Below are 23986 nucleotides of genomic sequence, written 5' to 3' on the forward strand. Positions count from 1 at the left end.
GACCGGGTGGGGTGTTAGAGGGAATCCTAGGGGCCGGGGCGGCGTGTCATCGAGTCACTGTCCAGTAACTGTGCACAATGACCGCTCAATCGAGTGGTGCATCGTCGGACCGCTTGCCCCCTGTTCGGGTGGTTCCGGACGCCGCCCCGGCGGCGACCGTGTTCTTGCCGTTCTGTGTGCCGTTCTGACTGTTGCTCTTTCCCCCGTCGAGCGGCGTCTGGAATGACTCCAGTGCCTCAAGGACATCCTGCACGCGGGTGATCTCCGCGTTGATGTCCTGGCGGCGCCGGGCCAGCACCTCCAGCTCGCGCTTACCCTCCGTGACGATCCTCTCGGCCTCGGTGCGCGCCTCGGCACGCGACCGCTCCGCGTCCCGCTCGGTGTCGATCTTCTTCTGCTCGGCGCCCTTGAGGAGCTCCTCGGCCTTCTTCACCGCCGCGATGCGGACCTTGCTGGCCTCCGCGCTCGCGGTCGACCGGGTCTCCTCGGCCTTCGCCTCGGCGTCGGAGACCAGCTCACGCGCCTTCGCCTCGGCCTTGGTCAGCTGCTCGGTGGCGGCCTCCACCAGCTTGTCCACGCGCTCGCCCGCCGACTTCATCGTGGCGGCGGCCTCCGCGCGAGCCCGCTCGTGCAGCTCCTCTACCTCCGCCTCGACGCGCTGCCGCAGCTCCTGCGACCGCTCCCTTATGGCGGTGGCGTCCCGGCGGGCCTCCTCCAGCATGGTGTCGGAGTCGGTACGGGCCCGCTCCACCAGGCCGTTGCTCTCGTTGGTGGCCTCGCCGACGATCCGGTCGGCCTCCTTGCGGGCGGCGCCCACCATGGTGTCGGCCTGCTCCTCGGCCGCGGCACCGATCTTCCGCGCCTCCGACTGGGCCCCGGAGATCAGCTCGTCCGCCTGGGCGGCCGCCTCGCCGCGGCGCTTGTTGGCGTCCTCGCGGGCCTCGTCGCGCATCCGGTCGGACTCCGCACGGGCCGCCTCCGCGTCCCGTTCCGCCGACTCCAGGGCGTCCTTGGCCAGGATGCCGAGCCGCTCGGCCTCCGTCCGCGCCTTGCCGATGAGCTGGTCGGCCTGCTGGGCGGCCTCCGTACGGCGCTTGTTGGCCTCGTTCCTGGCCTCGTCCAGCAGACGGCGGGACTCCGCCTCCGCGGCGCCCAGCGCCTCCTCGGCGGCCCGGCGGCGCTCCACGGCGTCCCGCTCGGCGCCCTCCAGGGCGTCCTTGGCGAGGATGCCCAGGCGCTCGGCGTCGCGCTGCGCCTTGCCGAGCATCTCCTCGACCTGGGTGCCGGCCTCGGTGCGCAGCCGGTCGGCCTCGTCGACGGCCTCCGACAGCAGCCGGTCCACCTGCTCGGCGGCGTCCACCCGAAGGCGGTTGGCCTCCTCGCGGGTCTCCGCCCGCAGCGCGTCGGCCTCCTCGATCGCCTCGGTGACGGTGCGATCGGCCAGCTGGCGGGCGGACTCGGCCTCCTCCTGCGCCTCACGGCGCAGCCGGGACGCGTCCTCGCCGGCCCGCTCGCGCTCGGCGTTGGCCTCCGCGTGCAGCCGGTCGGCGCCCTCCTGGGCCTCGCTCCGCAAGCGCTCCGCCGCGTGCTCCGCGGCCGAGCGCAGCCCGACGATCTCCTCCTCGGCCTGCTCGTGCAGCCCGTTGACGGACTCCCGCACCTGCTGGGCGGTCGTCTCGGCCGCGCCGATCAGCTCCGCGGCGTGCCGCTCGGCCTCGGCGACCAGCCGCTCCGCCTCGGCACCGGCCTCCTCCGCCCGCTTGCGGGCGCCGGCCAGCAGCTCGTCGCTCTCCTGGCGGGCCTGCGCCCGCTCCTGCTCTGCCTCGCCGCGTGCGGCGCCCAGCAGTTCCTCGGCCTCGCGGCGACGCCGGCCGGCCTCCTCCTGGGCGGCGGACAGCGCCTCGGCGGCCTCGGCCCGCAGCCGTCCCGCGGTCTCCTGGGCCTCGGCCCGTACCCGGTCGGCGGTCTCCTGCGCCTCGGTGCGCAGCTGTTCGGCCTCGGCGGCCGCCTCGCCGCGCAGCCGCACGGCGGACTGCTCGGCCTCGGCACGGCTCTGCGAGGCGTCGGCGGCCGCCTCGTCGCGCAGCCGCAGGGTGTCCTGCTCGGCCTGCTCCTGCAGGGTGCGCACCCGCTCGGCCGCCTCCGCGCGCAGCGCGGCGACCTCCTCGGCCGCCTCCCGGCGCAGCCGGTCGGCCTCGGTGCGGGCCTCGCGCAGCGCCTCCTCGGCGGCGGTGATGCGCCGTTCGGCCTCCTCGCGCTGCCGGACCAGGTCGGCCTCGGCCTCGTCGCGCAGCCGCTCGGCGCCCCGTTCGGCCTCCTCGCGCAGCGCGGCGCCGGCCGTCTCGGCGTCCGCGCGCACCTGGTCGGCCTGCTGCTGCGCCTCTTCGCGCACCTGCTCGGCCTCGCCGTGGGCGCGCTCCAGCAGTTCGTCGGCCTGGCGGCGCAGGCCGGCGGCCCGCTCGATGGCCTCGGTGCGGACCCGGTCGGACTCGGCGTTGGCGGTCTGCCGGTGCGCGGCCGCGTCGGCCTTGGCCTTGGTCAGCAGCTCCTCGGCGGAGCTGGCCGCCTCCTCGATCTGCTGGACGGCCTCGCGCCGGGCCTCGCCGCGGATGCGCTCGCCCTCGGCGACCGCCTCGGCGCGCAACTGCTCGGCCTCGCCGCGCAGTCGGCGCGCCTCCTCCTGCAGTTCGACCGTCTTGGCCCGGTACTCCTTGGTGTCGTCCTTGGCCGTGCCCAGCAACTGCTCGGCCGACTCCTCGGCCTGGCCGCGCAGCCGCTCCGCCTCGGACTCCGCCTCGCGGCGGATGCGCTCGGCCTCCTCGCTCGCGGCACGGGTGGTGGCGCGGGCGTCCTCGGTGGCCTTGGTGAGCACTTCCTCGGCGGTACGGGCCGCCTTGGCCAGCGCGGCCGCGGCGTCCTCGGCCGCCTCGGACTTGGCGGTCTCCTGGGCGTTCGCGAGCACGCGATCGGCCTCGGCCTTGGCGTCCGCGACGACCTGCTCGGCCTCGGCCTTGGCGGCCTCCGCCTCCTTGGTCGCCTCCGCGACCAGGCGGGCGACCTCGGCCTTGGCGGTACGGGTGCGCTGCTCGTTGTCGGCGTCCACGACGGACAGCCGCTTGGCGGCGTTGCTCGCCGCCTCCTCGCGGAGCCGTTCGGACTCGCTCTGCGCCTCGCGGAGCTTCTCCTCGGCGTCGCGGAGCTTCTCCTCGGCGGACCGGGTCAGTTCGGCGGCCTGGCTGCGGGCGTTCTCGGTGTCGCTGCGGCTGGACGTGCGCAGCTGCTCGGCCTGGGAGGTCGCTTCCTGCGCCTGGTTGGCGGCGGCGTTGAGCAGACGCTCGGCGTCCGCGCGGGCCCGGCGCAGCAACTGCTCCGCCTCGGCGCGGGCCGCCGAGCCCTCGGACTCCAGCCGGTCGCGGGCGCCCTCGGCGATCCGCTGGGCCTCGGCACGGGCGGCGGCCAGCGCCGCCTCCGACTCGGCCCGGCTCTCCTCCATGAGCCGCCGGGCCTGGGACTCGGCGCGGGCGCGCAGCTGTTCCGCCCAGGCGACGTTCTCGTTGACGTGGCTCTCGACGTTGGTCCGGCGCTCGGCCAGCTCCTCGTCCAGGCGGCGGCGCCGGGCCACCGCCTCGGCGTGCCACTCCGCCTCCACGCGGGACTGGTGCTCGGCCTGCTCCTGGAGCAGCCGCTGGGTGGCGGCGCGGGCCTCGCGCAGCTCCCGTTCGGCGTCGGCGCGCAGCTGGTCGGCCTGGATCTGGGCGTTGCGCAGCAGCTGGTCCGCCTGCAGACCCATGGTGTCGTAGGCAGGACGGGTCGCGAGGTTGCGTCGCGCCTCGTGCAGCTTGGCGCGCAACACCTCGACCTGGTATCCGAGGTCGTCGGCATGTTGGACGACCTTGTCCCGCTCTTTCCGAAGCCGCTCCATCTCGGCCTCGAACTGCGAGAGGTGGTCTTCCTCAACCTCGTAGCGGTCGTAGCCCCGCACTCCGCGGTCCCATCCGTCTCCTGGTGTACCCACCCGCCAACCGAGTGAGATTCCCCGGGGCCCCGTTTACCGCGGAGCCTTACGGAGAATTGTGTCCGATCCCACGCCGAGGCGCGGGCAGGTACCCCAGCCCACCCCGGGGTCGCCCCGCCACTCTACCGGGGCGAGTCGTGTCCGGTCAGTGCTCCTTGGACGAGGTGACGAGCTCGGTGAGAACCCCGTGGCAGTCCTTGGGGTGCAGGAAGGTGATCCGGGACCCCATCGTGCCGGTGCGCGGGCTGTCGTACAGCACCCGCACGCCCTTGTCCCGCACGGCCGCGGCGTCCCCGTCCACGTCCTCGGTGCCGAAGGCGATGTGGTGGACGCCCTCACCGTTCTTGGCCAGCCACTTCGCGACCGTGGAGTCCTCGCGGGTCGGTTCCAGCAGCTGCAGGTAGGACGCGCCGCCGTCCGAGGTCTCGTTGATCTTCAGCATGGCCTCGCGGACGCCCTGCTCCTCGTTGACCTCGGAGTGGAACACCTCGAAGCCGTACGTGGCACGGTAGAACTCGACGGTCGTGTCGAGGTCGAAACATGCGATACCGATGTGATCGATTCGAGTCAGCATGACTCCAGTGGACCGCCGGGACGCATGGTCACGCAACGTGCCCGCGATCACACCGTCCGCCTCGTGACCGCCGACGTACCGCTCAGTACATTGACACCACCCTCGTGAAACCATCGTTAACCCACCCTCCGTGCAAAGGGGCCGCGTCATGACCAGCCAGGCACGTACGTCCGTGATCGTCGCGGGCGCCCGCACTCCGATGGGCCGCCTGCTCGGCTCGCTCCGCAGCTTCTCCGGCGCCGAGCTCGGCGCCCTCGCCATCAACGCGGCCCTGGACCGGGCGGGCGTCCCCGCCGACCAGGTCGAGTACGTGATCATGGGCCAGGTGCTGCAGGCCGGCGCCGGGCAGATCCCCGCCCGCCAGGCCGCGGTCAAGGCCGGCATCCCGATGAGCGTCCCGGCGCTCACCATCAACAAGGTCTGCCTGTCCGGACTGGACGCGATCGCCCTGGCGGACCAGTTGATCCGCGCGGGTGAGTTCGACGTCGTGGTGGCCGGCGGCCAGGAGTCCATGACCAACGCCCCGCACCTGCTGCCGAAGTCCCGCGAGGGCTTCAAGTACGGCGCCGTGCAGATGCTGGACGCGATGGCCCACGACGGCCTGACCGACTCCTTCGAGAACATCGCCATGGGCGAGTCGACCGAGAAGCACAACACCCGCCTGGGCATCGCCCGCGCCGAGCAGGACGAGATCGCCGCCCTGTCCCACCAGCGCGCGGCGGCCGCCCAGAAGAACGGCCTGTTCGACGCCGAGATCACCCCGGTGGAGGTCCCGCAGCGCAAGGGCGACCCGGTGGTCTTCAGCAAGGACGAGGGCATCCGGGCCGAGACCACGGTCGAGTCCCTGGGCAAGCTGCGCCCCGCCTTCAGCAAGGACGGCACCATCACGGCCGGCACCTCCTCGCAGATCTCCGACGGCGCCGCCGCGGTGGTCGTGATGAGCAAGGAGAAGGCCGAGGAGCTGGGTCTGGAGTGGCTTGCCGAGATCGGCGCCCACGGCAACGTGGCCGGCCCGGACAACTCGCTGCAGTCGCAGCCGTCCAACGCCATCGCGCACGCGCTGAAGAAGGCCGGCCTCAGCGTGGCCGACCTGGACCTCATCGAGATCAACGAGGCGTTCGCCGCGGTGACCGTGCAGTCGATGAAGGACCTGGGCGTGACACCTGAAAAGGTGAACGTGAACGGTGGCGCCATCGCCCTCGGTCACCCGATCGGCATGTCCGGCGCCCGCCTCGTGCTCCACCTGGCGCTGGAGCTCAAGCGCCGCGGCGGCGGCGTCGGCGCGGCCGCGCTGTGCGGTGGCGGCGGTCAGGGCGACGCGCTGATCATCCGCGTCCCGGCCAACTGACACCCGGACACCCTGTGGGCGAGTGAGCCGAAGGGGTGCGGCCGCTGCCGAGAGGGAGAGCGCGCGGAGCCCGCGAGGAACGCGCGGGCGAGCACGGTCGACCGTCGACAGGGGCTTGCGCACCCCGGAGGCGAGCCGAGCCCTCAATTGAAGAGGAGCACGCAGTGATGGACGTCCCCACCCTGGTGGAGCAGGCGCGGCAGGGCCGCCCGAGGGCGGTCGCCCGGCTGATCTCACTGGTGGAGGGGGCGTCCCCGCAGCTGCGTGAGGTGATGGCGGCCCTCGCGCCGCTGGCCGGCGGAGCGTACGTGGTCGGGCTGACCGGCTCGCCCGGTGTCGGCAAGTCGACCTCGACCTCGGCGATGGTCTCGGCCTACCGCCGGGCCGGGAAGCGGGTCGGGGTGCTCGCGGTGGACCCCTCGTCGCCGTTCAGCGGGGGCGCCCTGCTGGGCGACCGGGTCCGGATGAGCGACCACGCCTCCGACCCGGGGGTCTACATCCGTTCCATGGCCACCCGCGGCCATCTGGGCGGCCTCGCGTGGGCCGCGCCGCAGGCGATCCGGGTGCTGGACGCGGCGGGCTGCGAGGTCATCCTCGTGGAGACCGTCGGCGTCGGGCAGTCGGAGGTGGAGATCGCGGCCCAGGCGGACACCTCGGTGGTGCTGCTCGCGCCGGGGATGGGCGACGGCATCCAGGCCGCGAAGGCCGGGATCCTGGAGATCGGCGACGTCTACGTGGTCAACAAGGCCGACCGCGACGGCGCCGACGCCACCGCCCGCGAGCTCAACCACATGCTGGGCCTGGGCGAGGCCCGGCAGGCGGGCGACTGGCGGCCGCCGATCGTCAAGACGGTCGCCGCCCGCGGGGAGGGGATCGACGAGGTCGTCGAGGCCCTGGAGAAGCACCGGGCCTGGATGGAGGAGCACGGCGTGCTGGCGGCACGGCGGATGCGCCGGGCCGCCCTGGAGGTCGAGCACATCGCCGTCACGGCGTTGCGGGAGCGGATCGGCGACCTGCACGGCGACCGACGGCTGGGCGCCCTGGCCGAGCGCATCGTCGCCGGCGAGCTGGATCCGTACGCGGCGGCCGACGAACTGGTCGCGGGCCTGACCGAGCGGGCCTGACGCGGGGCGGGAGCGGCCGGGCGGAGACAGGGAACGGAGCCCGGGCCCGGGCGACCCGTCCGGGCCGGCGCACGCGGCGCCGCCCGGCGGGCCCGCGGGTCAGACGCGTCCGCGCACCGCGCGCAGGTGCTCCGCGACCGGGGCCAGCGCCTTGCGCAGCGCCACCAGGTCCTCCGCCGGGAGCAGGTCGATGAAGTGCTCCCGCACGGCCGCCACGTGGTGCGGGGCGACCTTGCGCATCGTCTCCCAGCCGTCCTCGGTGAGGGCGGCGAACAGCCCGCGCCGGTCGGACTCGCAGTTCTCCCGGCGGACCAGGCCCGCGGTCTCCATCCGGCTGATCTGGTGGGACAGCCGGCTCTTGGACTGCAGCGTCGCGCGGGCGAGGTCGCTCATCCGCATGCGGTGCTCGGGGGACTCGGAGAGGTTGACCAGGATCTCGTAGTCGTTGTACGTCAGACCGAACGGCTGCAGGTCCCGTTCGAGCTGGTGGGTCAGCAGTTTGCTGACCTCCAGATGGGTGCGCCAGGTGCGCTGCTCGTCGCCGGTCAGCCAGATGGTGCCGTTCTCAGTCTCCATGCTGGAATTATACCCAGAATGTTGAAATCCGTATTAATCGGGGTCCTGTTGCGTGTCCGTGCGGTCACAGTCCGAAACGGCGTTGCAGGTCGCCCAGTTGCCCCGGCAGCCGCGGCGCGCCCGGCCCGCCCGGGGCACCGGCTCCCGCGCCCGGCACGCCGGCCTCGTGCGGGACCGCGCCGGTCGCCTGCTCGGGCATCAGCACCTCCGTCGACTGCAGCAGCACCTGGCCCGCGCCCACGAACTCGAACTGGTGCTCCTCGCCCGAGGTGCCGCCGATCCCGGTCAGCGCCCGCAGGCCGCCCAGCACGCCGCGCATGTACCCGTGGTCGTAGTGGTGGCAGGGCGACGGGCAGTCCGCCCAGCCCACCAGGGCCTGCGGGTCCACCCGGACCGGGGGCTCGACGAAGTGCACCGCGCCGTTGGACGCGGCGACGAACTTCCCCGTGCCGATGAGGGTCAGGAAGCCCGGGATGATCGACTGCTTGAGCGCCAGCCCCGGCTGGAAGGCCAGCAGGTTCCCCGACCGGATGGTGAGGTTGCCGTCCTCCAGGTCGTAGGAGTTCACGTCGAAGGCGCGGTCCGCGAGGATCATCTTGCCCTGGCCCTCGGCGACCACCCAGTCCGAAGCGTGCAGCGGGGAATGGAAGTTGGCGCGGATCAGGCCGTCGAGGGCGCCGTGGCCGATGCCGTGGAAGGAGATCTGCCCGTAGTAGGCGATCATCTTCCCCTTCTGCAGGAACCACTGGCCCTTCAGGTCGACGCTGAAGGCGTACGGGTTGACGTTGTCGTCGACCGGCAGGGTGTACGGGTCGTGGACGACCGGGCCGTTCGCGGTCACAGCTTCTCCTCACTTGCCTGGACGTAGACCGTGCCCTGCCCCGACAGCTCCAGCTGGAACGCCTCGCCGGAGCCGCGGCCCACCATGTCGCGCCAGCCGAGCGCGGTGGACAGCTTGTTGCGGACGTCGCCGCGGTGGGCGACGTACGCCTGGGGGTCGACGTGCACCGGACGCTGCGGGGTGATCGGCAGCTCGATCACGCCGCCGTGCGCCATGACCGCCACCGCGCCCTGGCCCTGCAGCGTCGTGGTGAACAGGCCCTGACCCGTCACCTGGCCGCGGATGACGCCCATGACGCCGCCCTGGGATCCCATGAACATCGTGCTCTGCCGCAGGGTGCCGTCGAAGGCGAGCAGGCGGTCCGCCTCGACGTAGAGGGTGTCGCCGGTCAGGTCGATGCAGTGCACATGGTGGCCGCCGTGCCCGAACATCACCGAGCCGTGGCCCTCGACGGTCATCAGCGGCGTCGCCTCGCCCGCCATCCGGCGGCCGATCATCGAGCCGATGCCGCCCTGCCCGCCCTGGACGTTGGGGGTGAAGGAGACGTTCCCGCGGTACGCGAGCATCGCGCCCCGCTGGCTGAACAGCCGCTGGCCGGGCAGCACCTGGGCCTCGACCATCTTGGAGTTGATCCGCGTGAACGGCATCAGATCTGCCCCCCGACCGTGTTGCGCTCGCTGGGCTGGACGTACACCAGGCCGTCGCCCTCGAAGCGGATCTGGAAGGACTCGCCGCCGGACTCGCCGATCATGGCGCGCCAGCCGATGCCCGCCTGGAAGTGCTGCTGCAGACGGCCGGTGTGCGCCACGTAGGCGCCCGGGTCGACCTGCAGCGGCATGCCGGGGGCCACGCGCAGCACCACGGCGGGTCCGTCGGACATGATCGCCGCCTGGCCCATGCCCTCCACCGTGGTGGTGAACAGGCCGTTGCCCTGGGAGGCACCGCGCAGCCCGGTGAAGGTGGTGCCGGTGCGCAGCGTCGCCTCGGTCGCCAGCAGATTGCTGGCCTCGACGTACAGCTTCTCGCCGTTCAGCCGGACGAGGTTGATCTCGCTCGCGCGGTCGGCGAAGTAGCAGGTGCCCTGCCCCCGTACCTCCATGACCTCCATCGACTCGCCGGTGAGCCGCCGGGTCACCATGCCGCGCAGACCCTCGCCGCCACCGGACATCTTCTTGAACTGCATCTGGCCGTCGTAGGCGACCATCGAGCCGTTCTTCGCCTTCACGGCGTCGCCGGCCATGTCCACGACGAGCACCTTGCTGCCCTGCAATCGAAACTGAGCCACGGGTCAGACCGTATCCGTCCGGGAGGAACCCGTCACCAGGGTCCTCGTCACAGGGCCTTCACCGGATGTCCCGGTGGTGCCGGTGGTGCCGGTGGTGCCCGCGGCCTCCTCGACCTCCAGCAGCGAGGCGCCGCGCCGCTCGGCCTCGAAGGCCGCGTGGCCGCCGCGCAGCCCGAACAGCCGCTTGGACAGCAGGATGTAGAGGACGGCGAGGACGTTGAGGAGCAGCGTGCCGATCTTGAGGTAGCTGACCTTCTCGGTGAGCTCCCAGATCTCCAGCGGCAGGAAGGCGGCCGTCGCCACGACGGTCAGGTACTCCGCCCACCGCTTGGCCGCCCACAGGCCGACCGCCTCGACGATCTCGATCAGCGCGTAGAGCAGCAGCGCCCCGGCCACGATCAGCAGCGTGGAGTGCCGGTAGTCGAAGGTTCCGCGGATGGTGTCGACCACGGGGGAGTGGTCGAGGTCGTAGTGGAAGTGCTCGAAGACCGGGCGGAAGACCGCCAGGTTCTCCTCGAAGAAGCGGCGCACCGCGTCCTGCGAGTTGCTGAAGCGCCACACCGCCCAGGCCGCGAGCACGATGAACAGCCCGCGCAGCAGCCGCTCCACGGCCAGGAAGCGCAGGATGAACAGATCCCGCAGCGCACGGCCGCGCGGCACCTCGGGCGCGCGGTCCGCGGGCCCCGAGCCGTGCGGCTCGCCGAGCGCGAAGTCCCCGCAGCGCAGGCAGCGCCACACCTCGCCGAGCGCGGTCTCGGCGCGCAGCCGCTCGCGCAGATGCGCCTCGTCGGGCGCGTACGTGATGTGCCCGCGCCGGGCGCAGTGCCGGCGGTCCCAGTCGAACGTCATGTGGTGCAGGACGCCGGGGAGGCGCACTTGGTTCATCCGGTCCCCGCCGCACCCGGCCCCGGGCGCGGAGCGGCGCGAGGGTGGGGTGATAATGGCCAGGGCTCTTGTGAGCACATTCACAATCGCTCCAGCGCCGTACCGACCCGCCTCCCGCTGTCCCTGTCCCGTTAGTGAGGTCCCGTGGACATCAAGACCGCATCCGCCCTGAACCGGCTCCGCCTGGTCTCCGCCCCGGAGGCGGTGTCCTTCCTGCTGCTGCTGATCTGCTCGGTGCTCAAGCGCACCACGGACTTCAACGCGGTCCCCGTCATGGGGGCGGTCCACGGCGTCCTGTTCATCCTCTACGTCCTGTTCTGGCTGGACGCCTGGGTCCGCGCCAAGTGGTCGATCGGCCGCGCCGCGCTCTACCTCCTGCTCTCCGTCCTGCCGACCGGCGGCTTCTTCGCCGAGCGCAAGCTGCGCCGCGAGGCCGAGGACAGCGTGATCGCCGCCCGCGCCCGCAAGGAGCTCAAGGACCTCGGCCGAGGGACGGTCGGGGCATGATCGTCGCCTTCTCCGTCAGCCCGGTCGGCGTCGGCGAGGACGTCGGCGAGTACGTCGCGGACGCCGTCCGCGTGGTCCGCGAGTCGGGGCTGCCCAACCGCACCGACGCGATGTTCACCTCGATCGAGGGCGAGTGGGACGAGGTCATGGACGTCGTCCGCCGCGCCGTCGCCGCCGTCGAGGCCCGCGCCCCGCGGGTCTCCCTCGTCCTCAAGGCCGACATCCGCCCCGGCGTCACCGACGGGCTGACCTCCAAGGTCGCCACCGTCGAGCGGTACCTCGCGGGCGAGTAGTCCACCGGGCGGCGCCGTGCACGTGCGTGCACGGCGCCGCCCGCGTGTCGTCCGCGTTCAGTCGCCCGCCAGAGCGGTGCCCAGGGGGGTGCGTTCGTAGAGGACCTGGTGGCCGTAGCGGCGTGAGGTGAGCAGGCCCGCGTCGCGGAGCACGGACAGGTGGGAGGAGACGGAGGACAGGGCGAGACCGTGGCGGTGGGCGAGCGCGGTGGTCGTCGCCGGTTCGCCGAGACCGGCGAGGAGAGCGGCCCGGTTGGCGCCCAGCAGGCGTTCGAGGGTGTCGGAGCCGGTCCGCGGGGCCTGCCAGAGTCCGCCGATGCCGCGCGCCGGGTAGACGACGGTGCCCTGCCAGGGCGGGTCGAAGCCCGATGCCACGTCCGGCCAGACGAAGACGCTGGGGGCCAGGACCAGGCCGTCGCCGCCGAGGTCCCGGTCGTGCTCCGTCGGCCGGTGCAGCGTCAGGGTGCCGTTCGCCCAGCTCAGCGAGGGATGCAGGTCGGCGAAGAGCCCGGTCAGCCCCTCGTCCGCGAGCCGGCGGGCCCGGAAGGCGATGTCGGCCTCCAGCACCGCGCGCAGCCGGGGCCAGTACGGGGCGACCAGCGCGTGCCAGGCCTGCTCGCAGAGGTCCGCCAACTCCCGCACCGCGCGCGCCGGATCGGCCAGCATGGCGCGGCCCTGCGGGGTCTCCGCCGCGCCGGGGGTGTCGGCGAGGGCGCGGGCCAGATCGTCGCGGGCGGCGGCTGGATCAGTGGCGCGTACGCGGGCCACATCCTGCTCGACGGAGGTCAGCGGGCTGTCCGGCGGTGGGGACAGGAAGTCCGGGGTGTGGCCGCGGCGCGGCATCAGCAGCCACAGCGGCGTGAGGTCCAGCTCCCTTGCCGCCGCCTCCGTCTCCCGCAGCCAGGTCAGGTGGTACGCGTGCAGCCGGGTCTCCTTGAGGGCGCGGACCGCGCCCGTGACCTCCCACAGCGGGGAGATGCCGAACCGGCAGCGCAGCAGGTCGTCCGGTCCGAATCGCAGGTGGAGCGGCATCGCCGACCCCCTCCCGTGACGCGGACGGCACCCCGCGGACTTTCGGCTGGAACCGAAAGACTACGACGGCGCGGCCCGGGCCACGAGGCTGCGGTCCATGACGCTGAACACGCCGGCCGCGCCGGCCGCCGCGTCCGCGGGCTACCGGGCCGTCTTCGCCGTGCGCGAGTTCCGGGCCGTCTTCGCGGCGCACGTGCTGTCCCTGCAGGGCACGGTCGTGTCCCAGATCGCGCTGTCCGTGCTGGTGTTCCGGCTCACCGCCTCGCCCCTGCTGTCGGCCCTCACCTTCGCGCTGGGCTTCATGCCGTACGCCGTCGGCGGGACGCTGCTGGCCGGGGTCGCGGACCGCTTGCCGCCGCGCCGGGTGCTGGTGGTCTGCGACCTGCTGTGCGCGGCGTGCGCGGCGGGGATGGTGCTGCCGGGGACGCCGATCGCCGTCCTGCTGGCCCTGCGCGGCCTCATGGCGGTGATCGCCCCGGTCTTCTCCGGGACGCGGGCGGCGAGCCTGGCCGACATCCTCCCGGGCGACGCCTTCGTGCTGGGGCGCTCGCTGATCCGGATCGTGGCGCAGGGGGCGCAGGTCGTCGGGTTCGGGCTCGGCGGGATCCTGCTGGTCTTCCTGACCCCGCGCGCCGCGCTGCTGCTCACCGCCGCCGCGTTCCTCGGTTCGGCGCTGCTGCTGCGGCTGGGCACCCGGCGTCGGCCCGCGCGCGGCACGCGGGAGCGCGACGGCGGTGGCGGCACGGGACGGTTGCTGGCCGACCGCCGGGTGCGCTCGCTCCTGCTGCTCGGGTGGGTGCCGTCGTTCTTCGTCGTCGTCCCGGAGGCGCTCGCGGCGCCGTACGCGGCGTCGGCGGGGGCGGGGACGACGGGGCTCGGGCTGTTCATGGCGGCGATGCCGGTCGGGATGGTCCTCGGGGAGTCCCTGGCGGGCGGGTACCTGAGCCCGGCGGCCCGCGGCCGGATCGCAGGACCGCTGGTGGCGTGCACCCTGCTGCCCTACGCGGTCTTCCTGCTGCGCCCCTCGCTGCCGTGGTCCCTGGCCGCGATGTTCGTGGCCGGGCTGACCGGTGCCTGCACCCTGGGCGTGGACCAGTGGTTCGTCGAGGCCGTCCCGGAGGAACTGCGCGGCCGGGCGATGACCGTGCAGGCGGCGGGCGTGATGACGGTCCAGGGGGCGGGGATGGCGGCGGCCGGCGCCGCCGCGGAGTTCGTGCCCGTCCACCTGGTGAACGGGTGGGCCTGCGTGACCGGCACCTTGTGCGTCCTCGCGGTGCTGCGGACCGTATGGGGCGGTCCGCAGCACCGCGAGTGATCAGGGGGCCGGCCGGGTCAACCGGTCATCCGTCACCGGGTCACCGTCAGGCGACGTTGACGCCGGTCCAGGCGGCGGCGACCGCGTTGTACTCGGCGGAGCCGCTGCCGTACAGGTCCTTGGCCGCGCTCAGCGTCGCGGTGCGGGCCTTGGCGTAGTTGGTGGACGAGGTGAAGTACACCGTCAGGGCGCGGTACCAGATGGCCGCGGCCTTGGTGCGGCCGATGCCGGTGACGGTGGAGCCGTTCTTCGTCGGGCTGTTGTAGCTGACGCCGTTGATCGTCTTGGCGCCGCTGCCCTCGGAGAGCAGGTAGAAGAAGTGGTTGGCCACGCCCGACGAGTAGTGCACGTCGAGGTTCTTCACCGAGGAGGACCAGTAGTCGGCGGAGCCGCCGTCCTTGGACGGCTTGTCCATGTAACGCAGCGGGGTGCCGTCGCCGTTGATGTCGATCTTCTCGCCGATGAGGTAGTCCGGGGTGTCCGAGGCGAGGTTGGCGTTGAACTCGACCATCGTGCCGAAGATGTCGGAGGTCGCCTCGTTGAGTCCGCCGGACTCTCCGGAGTAGGTCAGGCCGGCCGTGGCGCTGGTCACGCCGTGGGATATCTCGTGGCCCGAGACGTCGAGCGCGGTCAGCGGGTGGGTGTTGCCCGAGCCGTCGCCGTAGGTCATGCAGAAGCAGCTGTCGTCCCAGAACGCGTTGACGTAGTTGCTGCCGTAGTGGGCGCGCGACACGGAGCCCTTGCCGTCGTTCCTGATGCCCGAGCGGCCGAAGGTGTTCTTGTAGAAGTCCCACGTGGCGGCGGCGCCGAACTGCGCGTCCACGCCCGCCGACTGGCGGTTGGAGGCGGAGCCGTTGCCCCAGACGTCGTCGGTGTCGGTGAACGTGGTCCCGGTGCCGCTGGTGCGGTTGTTCAGGTCCGTGGTGGAGATGCCGCCGCGGCTCGCGTCCTTCAGCGAGAAGGTGCTGCCGGACTTGGTGGTGGTGAGGGCGACCGAGCCGACGTGGACGCCGGTGCCGGTGCCGGTCTGGATGCCCTCGTACTTCTGGATCACCGCGCCGGTGCGGGCGTCGGTGATCACGTTGAGCTCACTGGGGGTGCCGTCGGCCTGGGTGCCGTGGACGACGGTCCGGTACGCGAGCCGGGGCGTGCCGCTGACGGCCCAAACGACCTTCTGCGGGGCGGCGGCCGTGCCGACCGCCCTCAGCGGCTCCTCGCCCTTGACCAGAGGCGCCTTGAGCAGGCCCTTGACCGTGGCTGCGGCCGCGTCGCGGGCGGCGGACGGCGTCACGGCCGGGGTGAGGGTGGCGGGGGCGATCGCCGCGGTGACGGCCCGCGAGACCGACCGGGTGGCGCCGTTCCTGTCCTGGTGCACCACGAGGTCGCCGCCGAGCACCTCAAGCCCCGCGTAGGTGCGGTCGTACCGCAGGTGGCGGGTGCCGTCGGGGTCGACGACGACGTCCTTGACCGTCAGCCGTTCCTGGGCGCCGAGGCCGAGGGAGCCGGCCAGGGCGGCGGCCTGGCCGTGGGCGTCGGTGAGGGCCTTCGCGTGGGAGGCGGCGAGCGCGGTGGCGGAAGGCGTGGGCTGCGCGGTCGCCGCGAAGGACTGGAGACCGCCGGCCAGAAGTGCCGATGCGGCCACGAGGGTGCCGAGTGCCAGCTTCTTGCGCAATGTGACTCCTTGTGTCCCGCCGTGTGGGGACGGCAGGCCTGGTCCCCGGGCGGAACAGCACCCGGGGGTGTGGGGGGTGCGCGGTGTTCCGCGCGGCTAGGAGCGTCGCACTGAACGGGCCATTAATGACAGGTGCATTTCATTGAATGGCCGGTTGTCGCGAGCGGGTGCGGCGCGGCGTCGCAGGTCATCCGTGCCAAAGGGTGGCAAGCCCGGCCCGGACGTAGGGGAAACCCTCCCCGGCAGGGGGAGGATTTCGGTCGGAACCCCGACCCGGGGTGGCTGAAACACTGCGTTCACACAGGTGCGGCGGGTGCCCGGTACGATCACGAACCCGTCGTCCCTGACGGGCCGTTGTCCCGCCCCGCGAGACATGGCTGCCCGCCATGTGACCGGCGGGTAGGCTCGGCCCTGTGTCCAAGCCGCTCAGCCTGCCCTTCGACCCCATCGCCCGCGCCGACGAGATCTGGACCCGTCGCTGGGGGCGTGTGCCGTCGATGGTCGCGATCACGTCGATCATGCGCGCCCAGCAGATCCTGCTGGGTCAGGTCGACGCCGTGGTCAAGCCCTACGGGCTGACCTTCGCCCGGTACGAGGCGCTGGTGCTGCTCGCCTTCAGCAAGGAGGGCGAGCTGACGATGTCCAAGATCGGCGAGCGCCTCATGGTGCACCCGACGTCGGTCACCAACACCGTCGACCGCCTGGTGGCTGCCGGTCTCGTCGCCAAGCGCCCCAACCCCAACGACGGGCGCGGCACGCTGGCCTCCATCACGGCCAAGGGCCGCGAGGTGTGCGAGGCGGCCACCGAGGACCTCATGGGGATGAAATTCGGCCTGCAGGCGTACGACGACGACGAGTGCGCGGAGATCTTCGCGCTGCTGCGGCCGCTGCGGATATCCGCCGGGGATTTCGAGGCGTAACCCCTGAGGGGGACGCTCCGCCGGCTTCGGGGCGGCCCGGGGCAAAGCGGCGCAACGGCACCGGTTAGGCTTCGGCCCATGAAGCAGAGTGTCCTGACCCGGTACCGCGCCCTGGCCTACGTGACGGGTGTGCTGCTGGTCCTGCTGACCATCGGCGTGATCGCCAAGTACGTCCTGGACATCGACGGCGCCGCGGCGTTCACCCAGGTCGTCGCCATCGCCCACGGCTGGCTCTACGTCCTGTACCTGGTCTTCGCCTTCGATCTCGGTTCCAAGGCGAAGTGGCCCTTCGGCAAGCTGCTGTGGGTGCTGCTGGCCGGGACCGTCCCCACCGCCGCGTTCTTCGTGGAGCGCAAGGTGACCCGCGAGGTGGCCCCGCTGGTGGCCCCCACGGGTGAACCCGTCAAGGTCTGACACCCGCCTGACCTGCGGATACCCCCCCTCCCCGCGTGGGTGGGGGGTGTTGCCGTCGACAAATACTAGGACGTCCTAGTATTTTCGGCCCACAGGGGTAAACCTCCTTGTACAAGGACGTGCGAGGACGGCCCCGCACCGATGAGAGGCGGACACCGGCATGGACGCTGCAGCCATTGACGAGGGGCGCAGCCGCTGGCAGGCGCGCTACGACGCCTCCCGCAAGCGCGAGGCGGACTTCACCACGCTCTCCGGCGACACCGTGGAGCCGGTGTACGGGCCCCCGGCCGGCGCCGAGCTGCCCGGTTTCGAGCGGATCGGCTGGCCCGGCGAGTACCCGTTCACCCGCGGTCTGCACGCCACCGGCTACCGGGGCCGCACCTGGACGATCCGCCAGTTCGCCGGCTTCGGCAACGCCGAGCAGACCAACGAGCGCTACAAGATGATCCTGGAGGCGGGCGGCGGCGGCCTGTCCGTCGCGTTCGACATGCCCACCCTCATGGGCCGGGACTCCGACGACCCCCGCTCGCTGGGCGAGGTCGGTCACTGCGGCGTGGCCATCGACTCGGCCGCCGACATGGAGATCCTCTTCAAGGACATCCCGCTCGGCGACGTCACGACCTCCATGACGATCTCCGGCCCCGCGGTGCCCGTCTTCTGCATGTACCTGGTGGCCGCCGAGCGGCAGGGCGTCGACCCCGCGGTGCTCAACGGCACCCTGCAGACCGACATCTTCAAGGAGTACATCGCGCAGAAGGAGTGGCTCTTCGCCCCCGAGCCGCACCTGCGCCTGATCGGCGACCTGATGGAGCACTGCGCGACAGGGATCCCCGCGTACAAGCCGCTGTCGGTCTCCGGTTACCACATCCGCGAGGCCGGCTCCACGGCCGCGCAGGAGCTCGCCTACACCCTGGCCGACGGTTTCGGCTACGTGGAGCTGGGCCTGTCGCGCGGGCTGGACGTCAACACCTTCGCGCCCGGGCTCTCCTTCTTCTTCGACGCCCACCTCGACTTCTTCGAGGAGATCGCCAAGTTCCGCGCCGCCCGCCGGATCTGGGCCCGCTGGATGCGCGACGTGTACGGCGCGACGTCCGACAAGGCGCAGTGGCTGCGCTTCCACACCCAGACCGCGGGCGTCTCGCTCACCGCCCAGCAGCCGTACAACAACGTCGTCCGCACCGCGGTCGAGGCGCTGGCGGCGGTGCTCGGCGGCACCAACTCCCTGCACACCAACGCGCTGGACGAGACGCTGGCGCTGCCCAGCGCCCAGGCCGCGGAGATCGCCCTGCGGACCCAGCAGGTGCTGATGGAGGAGACCGGCGTCGCCAATGTCGCCGACCCGCTCGGCGGCTCCTGGTACGTCGAGGCGCTGACCGACCGCATCGAGGCGGACGCGGAGAAGATCTTCGACAAGATCAAGGAACTGGGCGCCCGCGCCGTGCCCGACGGCCGGCACGCGGTCGGCCCGATCACCTCCGGCATCCTGCGCGGCATCGAGGACGGCTACTTCACCGGCCGGATCGCCGAGGCGGCGTTCGAGTACCAGCGCTCCCTGGAGAAGGGCGACAAGCGGGTCGTCGGCGTCAACTGCCACACCGGCTCGGTCACCGGGGACCTGGAGATCCTGCGGGTGAGCCACGAGGTGGAGCGCGAGCAGGTGCGGGTCCTGGCCGGCCGCAAGGACCTGCGGGACGACGCGGCCGTGCGCAAGGCGCTGGACGCGATGCTCACCGCCGCCCGCGAGGGCACCAACATGATCGAGCCGATGCTGGAGGCGGTGCGCGCCGAGGCGACCCTCGGCGAGATCTGCGGCGCGCTGCGCGACGAGTGGGGCAGCTACACCGAGCCCGCCCGCTTCTGAGGGCGACCGGGCGACCGGACCACCGGACCAGCGCGACACCCGAACGCCGAGGGCCGGCGGGAACCCAGGGTTCCCGCCGGCCCTCGTGTCACGATGCGCCGTGGCGCCTCAGAACTCCTGCACGAAGTACGGCTCGACGGTCATCCAGCCGTTGCCGCGGGCACCGTAGCGGGTGCCGTTGTCGCTCTGCGCCAGGGTGTACCAGGAGTCGACGTAGTCCGGGTCGTCGGTCCACCAGTCGTCCGGGATCGCGTCCAGGACCGCGTTCACCAGCGGGATGTAGGTGCCCTGGTCGGTGATGGTGAGCAGCGCCGTGGCGATGGCCTTGGCCAGGTCGCGGTAGTTGGTGCTGCCGTCCTCCTCCATCATCACGGCGTCGGCGAGGTTGTACTTGTAGTTCGACCAGTTCACCAGGATCTGGTTGGGCCGGTACACCGTGCCGTCGTTGTCCAGGTACGGCATGTCGACCGGGTCGACGCGCACGGCGCCGTCCTGCCCGAAACCGGTGACCAGGGTGTAGATCTCGGCGTCGCCCTTGACCCAGGGCTCCTCGTCGTCCGACAGCTCGACCGAGGTGATGCGGGTGGTCCAGAAGCCGCCCGTGGCCGCCTGCGCCCGCGCGCCGGCCGCGGGGGCCTGGGTGCGCGACGGAGTGGCCTTGGCGGAGGCCACGCCGTAGCGGGTCAGCTCCTTGTTCATCACGGCCAGACCGGCGGCCAGCGCCTTGGAGCCGTCGATGTCCACGACGTACACCGGGTGCGAGGGCGCCTTGCGGGCGTCCAGCGTGTGGGCGCGGCCCCGGCTGTCCCAGGCGGTGACGGTGGCGGCGTCGTCGTCCTGGGAGGCCGCGGTCACCCACGGCGCCACACCGGCGCTCAGCGCCGCGCGCATGGAGTCGTCACCGAGCCGCAGCCGCAGCAGAGGGCCGACACCGGCGTCCAGGCCCTTGGCGGCGGCGATCCGCCGGTCGGCGGCGGCCAGTTCGGCCTTCAGGGAGCCACCGGCCTTGCCGGCCAGGGCGGTGACGGCGACCTCGTCGGAGGCGAGCGTCGCCTTTCCGACCCGGGCGCGCCAGGCGGAGTCGGTGAGCGAGCCGGCGATCGCACGAGCCGCCTGCTCCTCGGCCGCGGAGACCGCGGAGGCGGGTGTGTGGGGGTGAGGGGCGGCCGTGGCGGGCAGGGCGCTCACGGTCTGGCCGGCCGTCAGGGCGAGCAGGGAGGCGGCGAGGGAGACGACGGCGCCGCGCCGACGAGGGTGATGATGTCTCACGTGGATCGATCCTCCTGGGGGCGAGCGATCTATGACGCACTGTCAGGGCAGAGCAGTGCGGAACTGCGATGAGCTGGGCAGGACTTCGCAGAACTGTGCAGAGCTGTGTGGAACTGTGCGGAACCGGTGAGGAATCTATGCGAGTAGATACCCGCGGGTAAGCATGGCGGTGCCATGACATCCCGGCAAGAGGCCGGCACCGCGCGATTGGTGAACTTCCGGGAACGCCCGCCGGAAGACGTCCTGCCGAACGGTGCTCGGACACAAGGGAGTTGCGATACCGGCGGAGTGGGCAGAAGACAGGCCGGGGGCGGGCCGGCGCACCGGCGGTCAGTCCGCGGCGGCCGAGAGCCCGCCGAGCAGGACTGTGGTGAAGCGGTACGCCCAGTCGGCGTCGACCGGCTCGCAGGAGACGAGGGTCCGGTGCACAACGGCCCCGGCGATGACGTCGAAGATGAGGTCGATCTGCGGCGCCGGGTCGCCGCTGTCGGGCGGGATCTCGCCGCGCGCCTGGGCGCGCCGCCGGCCCTCGATCACCAGCCGTTTCTGCCGGTCGACGATCGCCTCGCGGATCCGCTCCCGCAGCGCCTCGTCGTGCGTGGCCTCGGCGACCACCGCCATCAGCGCGGTCTTGGTCGCGGGTTGCTCCAGCAGGGCCGCGAACTGCAGGACCACACCCTCCACATCGGCGCGCAGGCTGCCGCGGTCGGGGAGTTCCAACTCGTCGAAGAGCGCGGCCACCGCGTCCACCACGAGTTCGCTCTTGCCGGCCCAGCGGCGGTAGAGAGTGGTCTTGGCCACCTTTGCCCGCGCCGCGACGTCGCCCATGGTCAACTTGCCCCAGCCGGTCTCGACCAGGGCCTGCCGCGCGGCGTCCAGGATCGCCCGGTCGGCCTCCGCGCTGCGGGGGCGGCCGGTCCTTCGTCCTGTTTCACGCGGGCACATGGCTGGGCACCCTATCCCCGTTGCGCGGTGCGCGACCATGGAGTTACGCTACGACCCGTATCGAAACAGGCGGCAGCCACGAGGCGTGGGCGGGGACCCCGCGTCGTGCTTCCCGCCGTGATGACGCGCCATTGCGGCGCTTCCGGGGGGCGATTCCCCGGGAACCGCGACGAGGGGGGAGGATTGGTCCCATGCAGCCACGGAACATGTCCATGAGCGGCGTGGTCGACCTCGCCGCGGTGAAGGCGGCCGGTGAGGCCAAGACAAAGGCCGAACAGGCCCGTGCGGAAGCCGCCCGCACCGGGGGAGTACCCGCCCCCGCCCTGGTGACCGAAGTCACCGAGGCCACCTTCGAGACCGACGTCCTGCAGCGCTCCACCGAGGTCCCGGTCGTCGTCCACTTCTGGACTGACCGCGCGGACGCCAGCGTGCAGTTGGAGGACGCGCTGGAGCGCCTCGCCGCCGAGTACGCGGGCCGGGTCGTCGTCGCCAAGATCGATGTGTACGCGAACCAGCTGCTGGTGCAGCAGTTCGGCGTGCAGGGGATTCCCGCGGTGTTCGCGGTGCTGGCCGGCCAGGCGATGCCGCTCTTCCAGGGCGCGGCCCCGGAGGACCAGATCCGCGAGGTGCTGGACCAGCTGATCGCCGTCGCCGAACAGCGCTTCGGCATCGTCGGCGTCCCGGTCGAGGGCGGCGCGCCCGCCGTTCCGGCCGAGGAGCGCCCGCCGAGCCCGCAGGAGCTGGCCCTGACCGCCGCGCACGACGCGCTCGACCAGGGTGACCTCGGTGGCGCGATCCAGGCGTACCGCAACGTGCTGTCCGGCGACCCGGGCAACCTCGAGGCGAAGCTGGGCCTGGCCCAGGCGGAGCTGCTGCAGCGCGTGGAGGGGGCCGACCCGCAGGCGCTGCGCAAGGCCGCCGCGGACCGCCCGGACGACGTCGCGGCGCAGATCGCCGTGGCCGACCTCGACCTGGTGGGCGGACATGTGGAGGACGCCTTCGGGCGGCTGGTGGAGGCGGTGCGCCGCTCCGCGGGTGCGGACCGTGACGCGGCCCGGACACGGCTGCTGGAGCTGTTCGAGGTGATCGGCCCGGACGACCCGCGGGTGACCGCGGCCCGCTCGGCACTCGCCCGGGTGCTCTTCTGACCTGATCGCGCCGACCGTCCCCACCTCGAAAGACCTTTCGAGCCGAATGTGGCTTCGGCCGCGCTTTACCAAATCTTGATGAAGCGCGGCCGCTGTTACTTCCGGTAAGAGAGTGACGGACTTCTGTCCGGATCTATCACTCCTTGAGGCAATTTCACACCCTCGCCGCAACCACTCTGCGTAGTCGATCTGGTCCAGACCATGTGAGCTGGGTTATCGCACCGTTACCCGCTAGTAACGAAGCCCCTTGTGCAGCGGCCCCGAATGGACCACGATCGGCCAAGCTCGGTCCGTTGCCGAGGTGTCGGCATCCAGCCGCCCGCTCGTCGTACGGGTCCCCACCGGGCCGGGACGCGAAGGCTGTGCCAGCAGCGGCCGCGTCTCGTGGACAGGGGGGTCTCTGCCACCCGGCAGGGCCTGTCCAGCAGGTTGCGCGAGAGCGTGGCCAGTGGTTGTCGCTCGGGGGTGATCGCCGAATTCCGGACAACGCCGTCCGCCAACCCGCGTGACGGCCGTCTGTACGGCGCTCTCCTTCCCGAGGACGTAGCTCTTCTCCCATCCCGCCGCAATCCCCACGATTCCGGCCGGAGATGTACGTCCGAGAAGGAGGAAAGTCATGGAGTCGCTCATTCGCGGCGGTACCAGATGGAAGCGGTTCGCCGTTGTCATGGTGCCGAGCGTCGCGGCCACCGCCGCGATAGGCGTGGCCCTGGGTCAGGGCGCGCTTGCCGCGTCGTTCAGCGTGTCCGGCCAGCAGTTCAAGGTCCGGGCCGACAGCCTGCACGGTGAGGGCTTCGTCCAGTACGGAGCCATCGACGTCCAGCACGGCGGCAAGCCGATCCCGGTCGCGGTCTCCGCGTTCAGCAACGCCACGATCTCCGGGCTGTGCCAGTCCGTCGTGGTGCCGGTCCCCGTCTTCGGTGACGTGACGCTGAAGCTGGGCGCCGGCAACGGTGACAAGAAGGTCGAGGCGAAGAACCTCTACATCGACCTCGACCAGCTGAACGCGGACGCCACGTTCACCAACATCAACATCGGCGTGGCGGCCGGAGACAGCAAGAAGGGTCCCGGCATCAAGGCCGGCGACCAGTCGGACCCGGGTTCCTTCGCGCAGGAGGCCGACGCGGCCGACCTGACCGACGTGAAGCAGACCGCCTGGGCCACCAGCGCGGGAACCTTCAAGCTCAGTGGGCTGAGCATGTCGGTCAAGAAGGGCTCGGGCGCAGGCTACGAGTGCTTCTAAGCACCACTAGGGGGGTGAGGGGCGCGGGACGCCCCTCACCTTTCCCCGACCACTCGTTTTTTTCTTTGTAACGCCAGTCCCAGGGAGCAGTTTTCCATGAGCGCCGACACACATGGACTGAGCGGGTTCGACTATTGGCGGTTCCGCTTCCGCGTATGGCGCGGGCAGCGGCCGTTCTGGGCGGGCCTGCTGACGGTTCTGGCCGGACTGCCCATCGCCTACTTCCCGTACGCCAACATCACCCTTGGCTCGCTCAGCCTGACCATGGCCACCACGGCCGGCTCCGGTTCGCTGATCATCGGCGTGCTGCTGGTCGTCCTCGGTCTGACCATGTGGTTCCAGTCGGCGGTCCGGGTCTTCGCGGGCATCGCCTCGATCCTGCTCGCCCTGGTCTCCCTGGTGGTCTCCAACTTCGGCGGCTTCTTCGTGGGCTTCGTACTCGGGCTGGTCGGCGGAGCGCTCTCCGTGGCCTGGGCCCCGGGCGCCCCGCCCGCCGAGGGCGGCCCGCAGCCGGCGGAACTGCCCGATGGCGACAAGGGGTACGACGGCGACACCGGCTACGTGCCCCCGCCGGACTCGCCCTACGCGCAGGCGTACGGCGAGTACCGCGCCGAGGCGTCGGGCGGTACCGCCTCGCAGGAGGCGGCGGACGGCACAGAGCGAACCGTAGACGCGAACGGGAGGCACAGTGCGGGGTGATGAGGATCAGCCGGCTTCCG

Annotated in this window: 22 protein-coding genes; 11 read left to right on the forward strand and 11 right to left on the reverse strand. The window is 72.0% G+C overall.

Annotated features, from left to right (window positions below; translation table 11 throughout):
- Positions 1–85: 85 nt before the first annotated feature.
- Positions 86–3982, reverse strand: coding sequence for a polarized growth protein Scy (gene scy / locus ACFYXS_RS08300; RefSeq protein ID WP_389245813.1), 3897 nt, complete (start codon positions 3980–3982; stop codon positions 86–88).
- Between the two features lie 178 nt (positions 3983–4160).
- Complete coding sequence (mce, locus tag ACFYXS_RS08305; protein WP_389245215.1) at positions 4161–4589, reverse strand: methylmalonyl-CoA epimerase; 429 nt, start codon at positions 4587–4589, stop codon at positions 4161–4163.
- Between the two features lie 148 nt (positions 4590–4737).
- Here mce and ACFYXS_RS08310 point away from each other — a divergent pair, with 148 nt between their 5' ends.
- On the forward strand, positions 4738–5937 hold the full coding sequence (locus tag ACFYXS_RS08310) for an acetyl-CoA C-acetyltransferase (protein WP_389245217.1): 1200 nt from the start codon (positions 4738–4740) through the stop codon (positions 5935–5937).
- Between the two features lie 167 nt (positions 5938–6104).
- Positions 6105–7061, forward strand: a complete 957-nt coding sequence (meaB, locus tag ACFYXS_RS08315; protein ID WP_389245219.1) for a methylmalonyl Co-A mutase-associated GTPase MeaB — start codon at positions 6105–6107, stop codon at positions 7059–7061.
- A gap of 99 nt (positions 7062–7160) precedes the next feature.
- Here the strand turns inward: meaB and ACFYXS_RS08320 are convergent, their stop codons facing one another.
- From ACFYXS_RS08320 to ACFYXS_RS08340, 5 genes are all read right to left on the reverse strand, one after another.
- On the reverse strand, positions 7161–7637 hold the full coding sequence (locus ACFYXS_RS08320; protein ID WP_389245221.1) for a MarR family winged helix-turn-helix transcriptional regulator: 477 nt from the start codon (positions 7635–7637) through the stop codon (positions 7161–7163).
- A gap of 64 nt (positions 7638–7701) precedes the next feature.
- Positions 7702–8478 (reverse strand): AIM24 family protein, encoded by a 777-nt coding sequence (locus tag ACFYXS_RS08325; RefSeq protein ID WP_389245223.1) that lies wholly within the window; start codon positions 8476–8478, stop codon positions 7702–7704.
- Positions 8475–9125: an AIM24 family protein gene (locus ACFYXS_RS08330; RefSeq protein WP_389245225.1), complete on the reverse strand. Its 651-nt coding sequence runs from the start codon at positions 9123–9125 to the stop codon at positions 8475–8477. Before ACFYXS_RS08330 ends, ACFYXS_RS08325 begins: the two co-directional genes overlap by 4 nt.
- Complete coding sequence (locus tag ACFYXS_RS08335) at positions 9125–9763, reverse strand: AIM24 family protein (protein ID WP_389245227.1); 639 nt, start codon at positions 9761–9763, stop codon at positions 9125–9127. Before ACFYXS_RS08335 ends, ACFYXS_RS08330 begins: the two co-directional genes overlap by 1 nt.
- Before the next feature lie 3 nt (positions 9764–9766).
- On the reverse strand, positions 9767–10612 hold the full coding sequence (locus ACFYXS_RS08340) for a DUF2127 domain-containing protein (RefSeq protein ID WP_389245816.1): 846 nt from the start codon (positions 10610–10612) through the stop codon (positions 9767–9769).
- Between the two features lie 180 nt (positions 10613–10792).
- Between ACFYXS_RS08340 and ACFYXS_RS08345 the strand changes: the two genes are divergently transcribed.
- Positions 10793–11155, forward strand: coding sequence for a DUF3817 domain-containing protein (locus tag ACFYXS_RS08345; RefSeq protein WP_389245229.1), 363 nt, complete (start codon positions 10793–10795; stop codon positions 11153–11155).
- Positions 11152–11448 (forward strand): MTH1187 family thiamine-binding protein, encoded by a 297-nt coding sequence (locus ACFYXS_RS08350; protein WP_319659931.1) that lies wholly within the window; start codon positions 11152–11154, stop codon positions 11446–11448. Before ACFYXS_RS08345 ends, ACFYXS_RS08350 begins: the two co-directional genes overlap by 4 nt.
- 57 nt (positions 11449–11505) lie before the next feature.
- On the opposite strand, the gene ACFYXS_RS08355 is transcribed toward ACFYXS_RS08350, so the two are convergent.
- Positions 11506–12480 carry a DUF5937 family protein gene (locus ACFYXS_RS08355; protein ID WP_389245231.1) on the reverse strand — a complete coding sequence of 325 codons (975 nt, stop codon included), beginning with the start codon at positions 12478–12480 and terminating at the stop codon, positions 11506–11508.
- Between the two features lie 97 nt (positions 12481–12577).
- Here ACFYXS_RS08355 and ACFYXS_RS08360 point away from each other — a divergent pair, with 97 nt between their 5' ends.
- Positions 12578–13795, forward strand: a complete 1218-nt coding sequence (locus tag ACFYXS_RS08360; RefSeq protein WP_389245233.1) for an MFS transporter — start codon at positions 12578–12580, stop codon at positions 13793–13795.
- Positions 13796–13841: 46 nt separating this feature from the next.
- Here ACFYXS_RS08360 and ACFYXS_RS08365 read toward each other — a convergent pair whose 3' ends face one another.
- Complete coding sequence (locus ACFYXS_RS08365; protein ID WP_389245235.1) at positions 13842–15467, reverse strand: M4 family metallopeptidase; 1626 nt, start codon at positions 15465–15467, stop codon at positions 13842–13844.
- A gap of 413 nt (positions 15468–15880) precedes the next feature.
- Between ACFYXS_RS08365 and ACFYXS_RS08370 the strand changes: the two genes are divergently transcribed.
- The 3 genes from ACFYXS_RS08370 (at position 15881) to ACFYXS_RS08380 (ending at position 18662) form a co-directional block, all read left to right on the forward strand.
- Complete coding sequence (locus tag ACFYXS_RS08370; protein ID WP_389245237.1) at positions 15881–16387, forward strand: MarR family winged helix-turn-helix transcriptional regulator; 507 nt, start codon at positions 15881–15883, stop codon at positions 16385–16387.
- A 78-nt stretch (positions 16388–16465) separates the two neighbouring features.
- A complete protein-coding gene (locus tag ACFYXS_RS08375) occupies positions 16466–16801 on the forward strand; it encodes a DUF3817 domain-containing protein (RefSeq protein ID WP_389245239.1) in 336 nt (111 codons plus the stop codon).
- A 160-nt stretch (positions 16802–16961) separates the two neighbouring features.
- A complete protein-coding gene (locus tag ACFYXS_RS08380; protein WP_389245241.1) occupies positions 16962–18662 on the forward strand; it encodes a methylmalonyl-CoA mutase in 1701 nt (566 codons plus the stop codon).
- 108 nt (positions 18663–18770) lie between these two features.
- On the opposite strand, the gene ACFYXS_RS08385 is transcribed toward ACFYXS_RS08380, so the two are convergent.
- Both ACFYXS_RS08385 and ACFYXS_RS08390 read right to left on the reverse strand, forming a co-directional pair.
- The gene (locus ACFYXS_RS08385; RefSeq protein ID WP_389245243.1) at positions 18771–19931 is read right to left on the reverse strand and encodes a DUF3103 family protein; all 1161 of its coding nucleotides are present in this window, start codon (positions 19929–19931) and stop codon (positions 18771–18773) included.
- A gap of 330 nt (positions 19932–20261) precedes the next feature.
- Positions 20262–20876: a TetR/AcrR family transcriptional regulator gene (locus ACFYXS_RS08390; protein ID WP_389245245.1), complete on the reverse strand. Its 615-nt coding sequence runs from the start codon at positions 20874–20876 to the stop codon at positions 20262–20264.
- Positions 20877–21067: 191 nt separating this feature from the next.
- On the opposite strand from ACFYXS_RS08390, the gene ACFYXS_RS08395 reads away from it, so the two are divergent.
- The 3 genes from ACFYXS_RS08395 (at position 21068) to ACFYXS_RS08405 (ending at position 23966) form a co-directional block, all read left to right on the forward strand.
- Positions 21068–22024, forward strand: coding sequence for a tetratricopeptide repeat protein (locus ACFYXS_RS08395; protein ID WP_389245247.1), 957 nt, complete (start codon positions 21068–21070; stop codon positions 22022–22024).
- Between the two features lie 616 nt (positions 22025–22640).
- On the forward strand, positions 22641–23267 hold the full coding sequence (locus ACFYXS_RS08400; protein ID WP_389245249.1) for a DUF6230 family protein: 627 nt from the start codon (positions 22641–22643) through the stop codon (positions 23265–23267).
- A gap of 96 nt (positions 23268–23363) precedes the next feature.
- Entirely contained in the window at positions 23364–23966 is a 603-nt protein-coding gene (locus ACFYXS_RS08405) for a DUF6114 domain-containing protein (protein ID WP_389245251.1), read from the forward strand.
- Positions 23967–23986: the final 20 nt, after the last annotated feature.

It is taken from the genome of Streptomyces sp. NPDC002574 (assembly GCF_042889545.1).
In the GTDB taxonomy this organism is placed as follows: domain Bacteria; phylum Actinomycetota; class Actinomycetes; order Streptomycetales; family Streptomycetaceae; genus Actinacidiphila.

Coding starts and splice junctions, on each gene's coding strand:
- mce (WP_389245215.1), bottom strand. CDS start 4,589: ATGCTGACTCGAATCGATCACATCGGTATCGCATGTTTCGACCTCGAC.
- ACFYXS_RS08310 (WP_389245217.1), top strand. CDS start 4,738: ATGACCAGCCAGGCACGTACGTCCGTGATCGTCGCGGGCGCCCGCACT.
- meaB (WP_389245219.1), top strand. CDS start 6,105: ATGGACGTCCCCACCCTGGTGGAGCAGGCGCGGCAGGGCCGCCCGAGG.
- ACFYXS_RS08320 (WP_389245221.1), bottom strand. CDS start 7,637: ATGGAGACTGAGAACGGCACCATCTGGCTGACCGGCGACGAGCAGCGC.
- ACFYXS_RS08330 (WP_389245225.1), bottom strand. CDS start 9,125: ATGCCGTTCACGCGGATCAACTCCAAGATGGTCGAGGCCCAGGTGCTG.
- ACFYXS_RS08340 (WP_389245816.1), bottom strand. CDS start 10,612: ATGACGTTCGACTGGGACCGCCGGCACTGCGCCCGGCGCGGGCACATC.
- ACFYXS_RS08350 (WP_319659931.1), top strand. CDS start 11,152: ATGATCGTCGCCTTCTCCGTCAGCCCGGTCGGCGTCGGCGAGGACGTC.
- ACFYXS_RS08355 (WP_389245231.1), bottom strand. CDS start 12,480: ATGCCGCTCCACCTGCGATTCGGACCGGACGACCTGCTGCGCTGCCGG.
- ACFYXS_RS08360 (WP_389245233.1), top strand. CDS start 12,578: ATGACGCTGAACACGCCGGCCGCGCCGGCCGCCGCGTCCGCGGGCTAC.
- ACFYXS_RS08375 (WP_389245239.1), top strand. CDS start 16,466: ATGAAGCAGAGTGTCCTGACCCGGTACCGCGCCCTGGCCTACGTGACG.
- ACFYXS_RS08380 (WP_389245241.1), top strand. CDS start 16,962: ATGGACGCTGCAGCCATTGACGAGGGGCGCAGCCGCTGGCAGGCGCGC.
- ACFYXS_RS08390 (WP_389245245.1), bottom strand. CDS start 20,876: ATGTGCCCGCGTGAAACAGGACGAAGGACCGGCCGCCCCCGCAGCGCG.
- ACFYXS_RS08395 (WP_389245247.1), top strand. CDS start 21,068: ATGCAGCCACGGAACATGTCCATGAGCGGCGTGGTCGACCTCGCCGCG.
- ACFYXS_RS08400 (WP_389245249.1), top strand. CDS start 22,641: ATGGAGTCGCTCATTCGCGGCGGTACCAGATGGAAGCGGTTCGCCGTT.
- ACFYXS_RS08405 (WP_389245251.1), top strand. CDS start 23,364: ATGAGCGCCGACACACATGGACTGAGCGGGTTCGACTATTGGCGGTTC.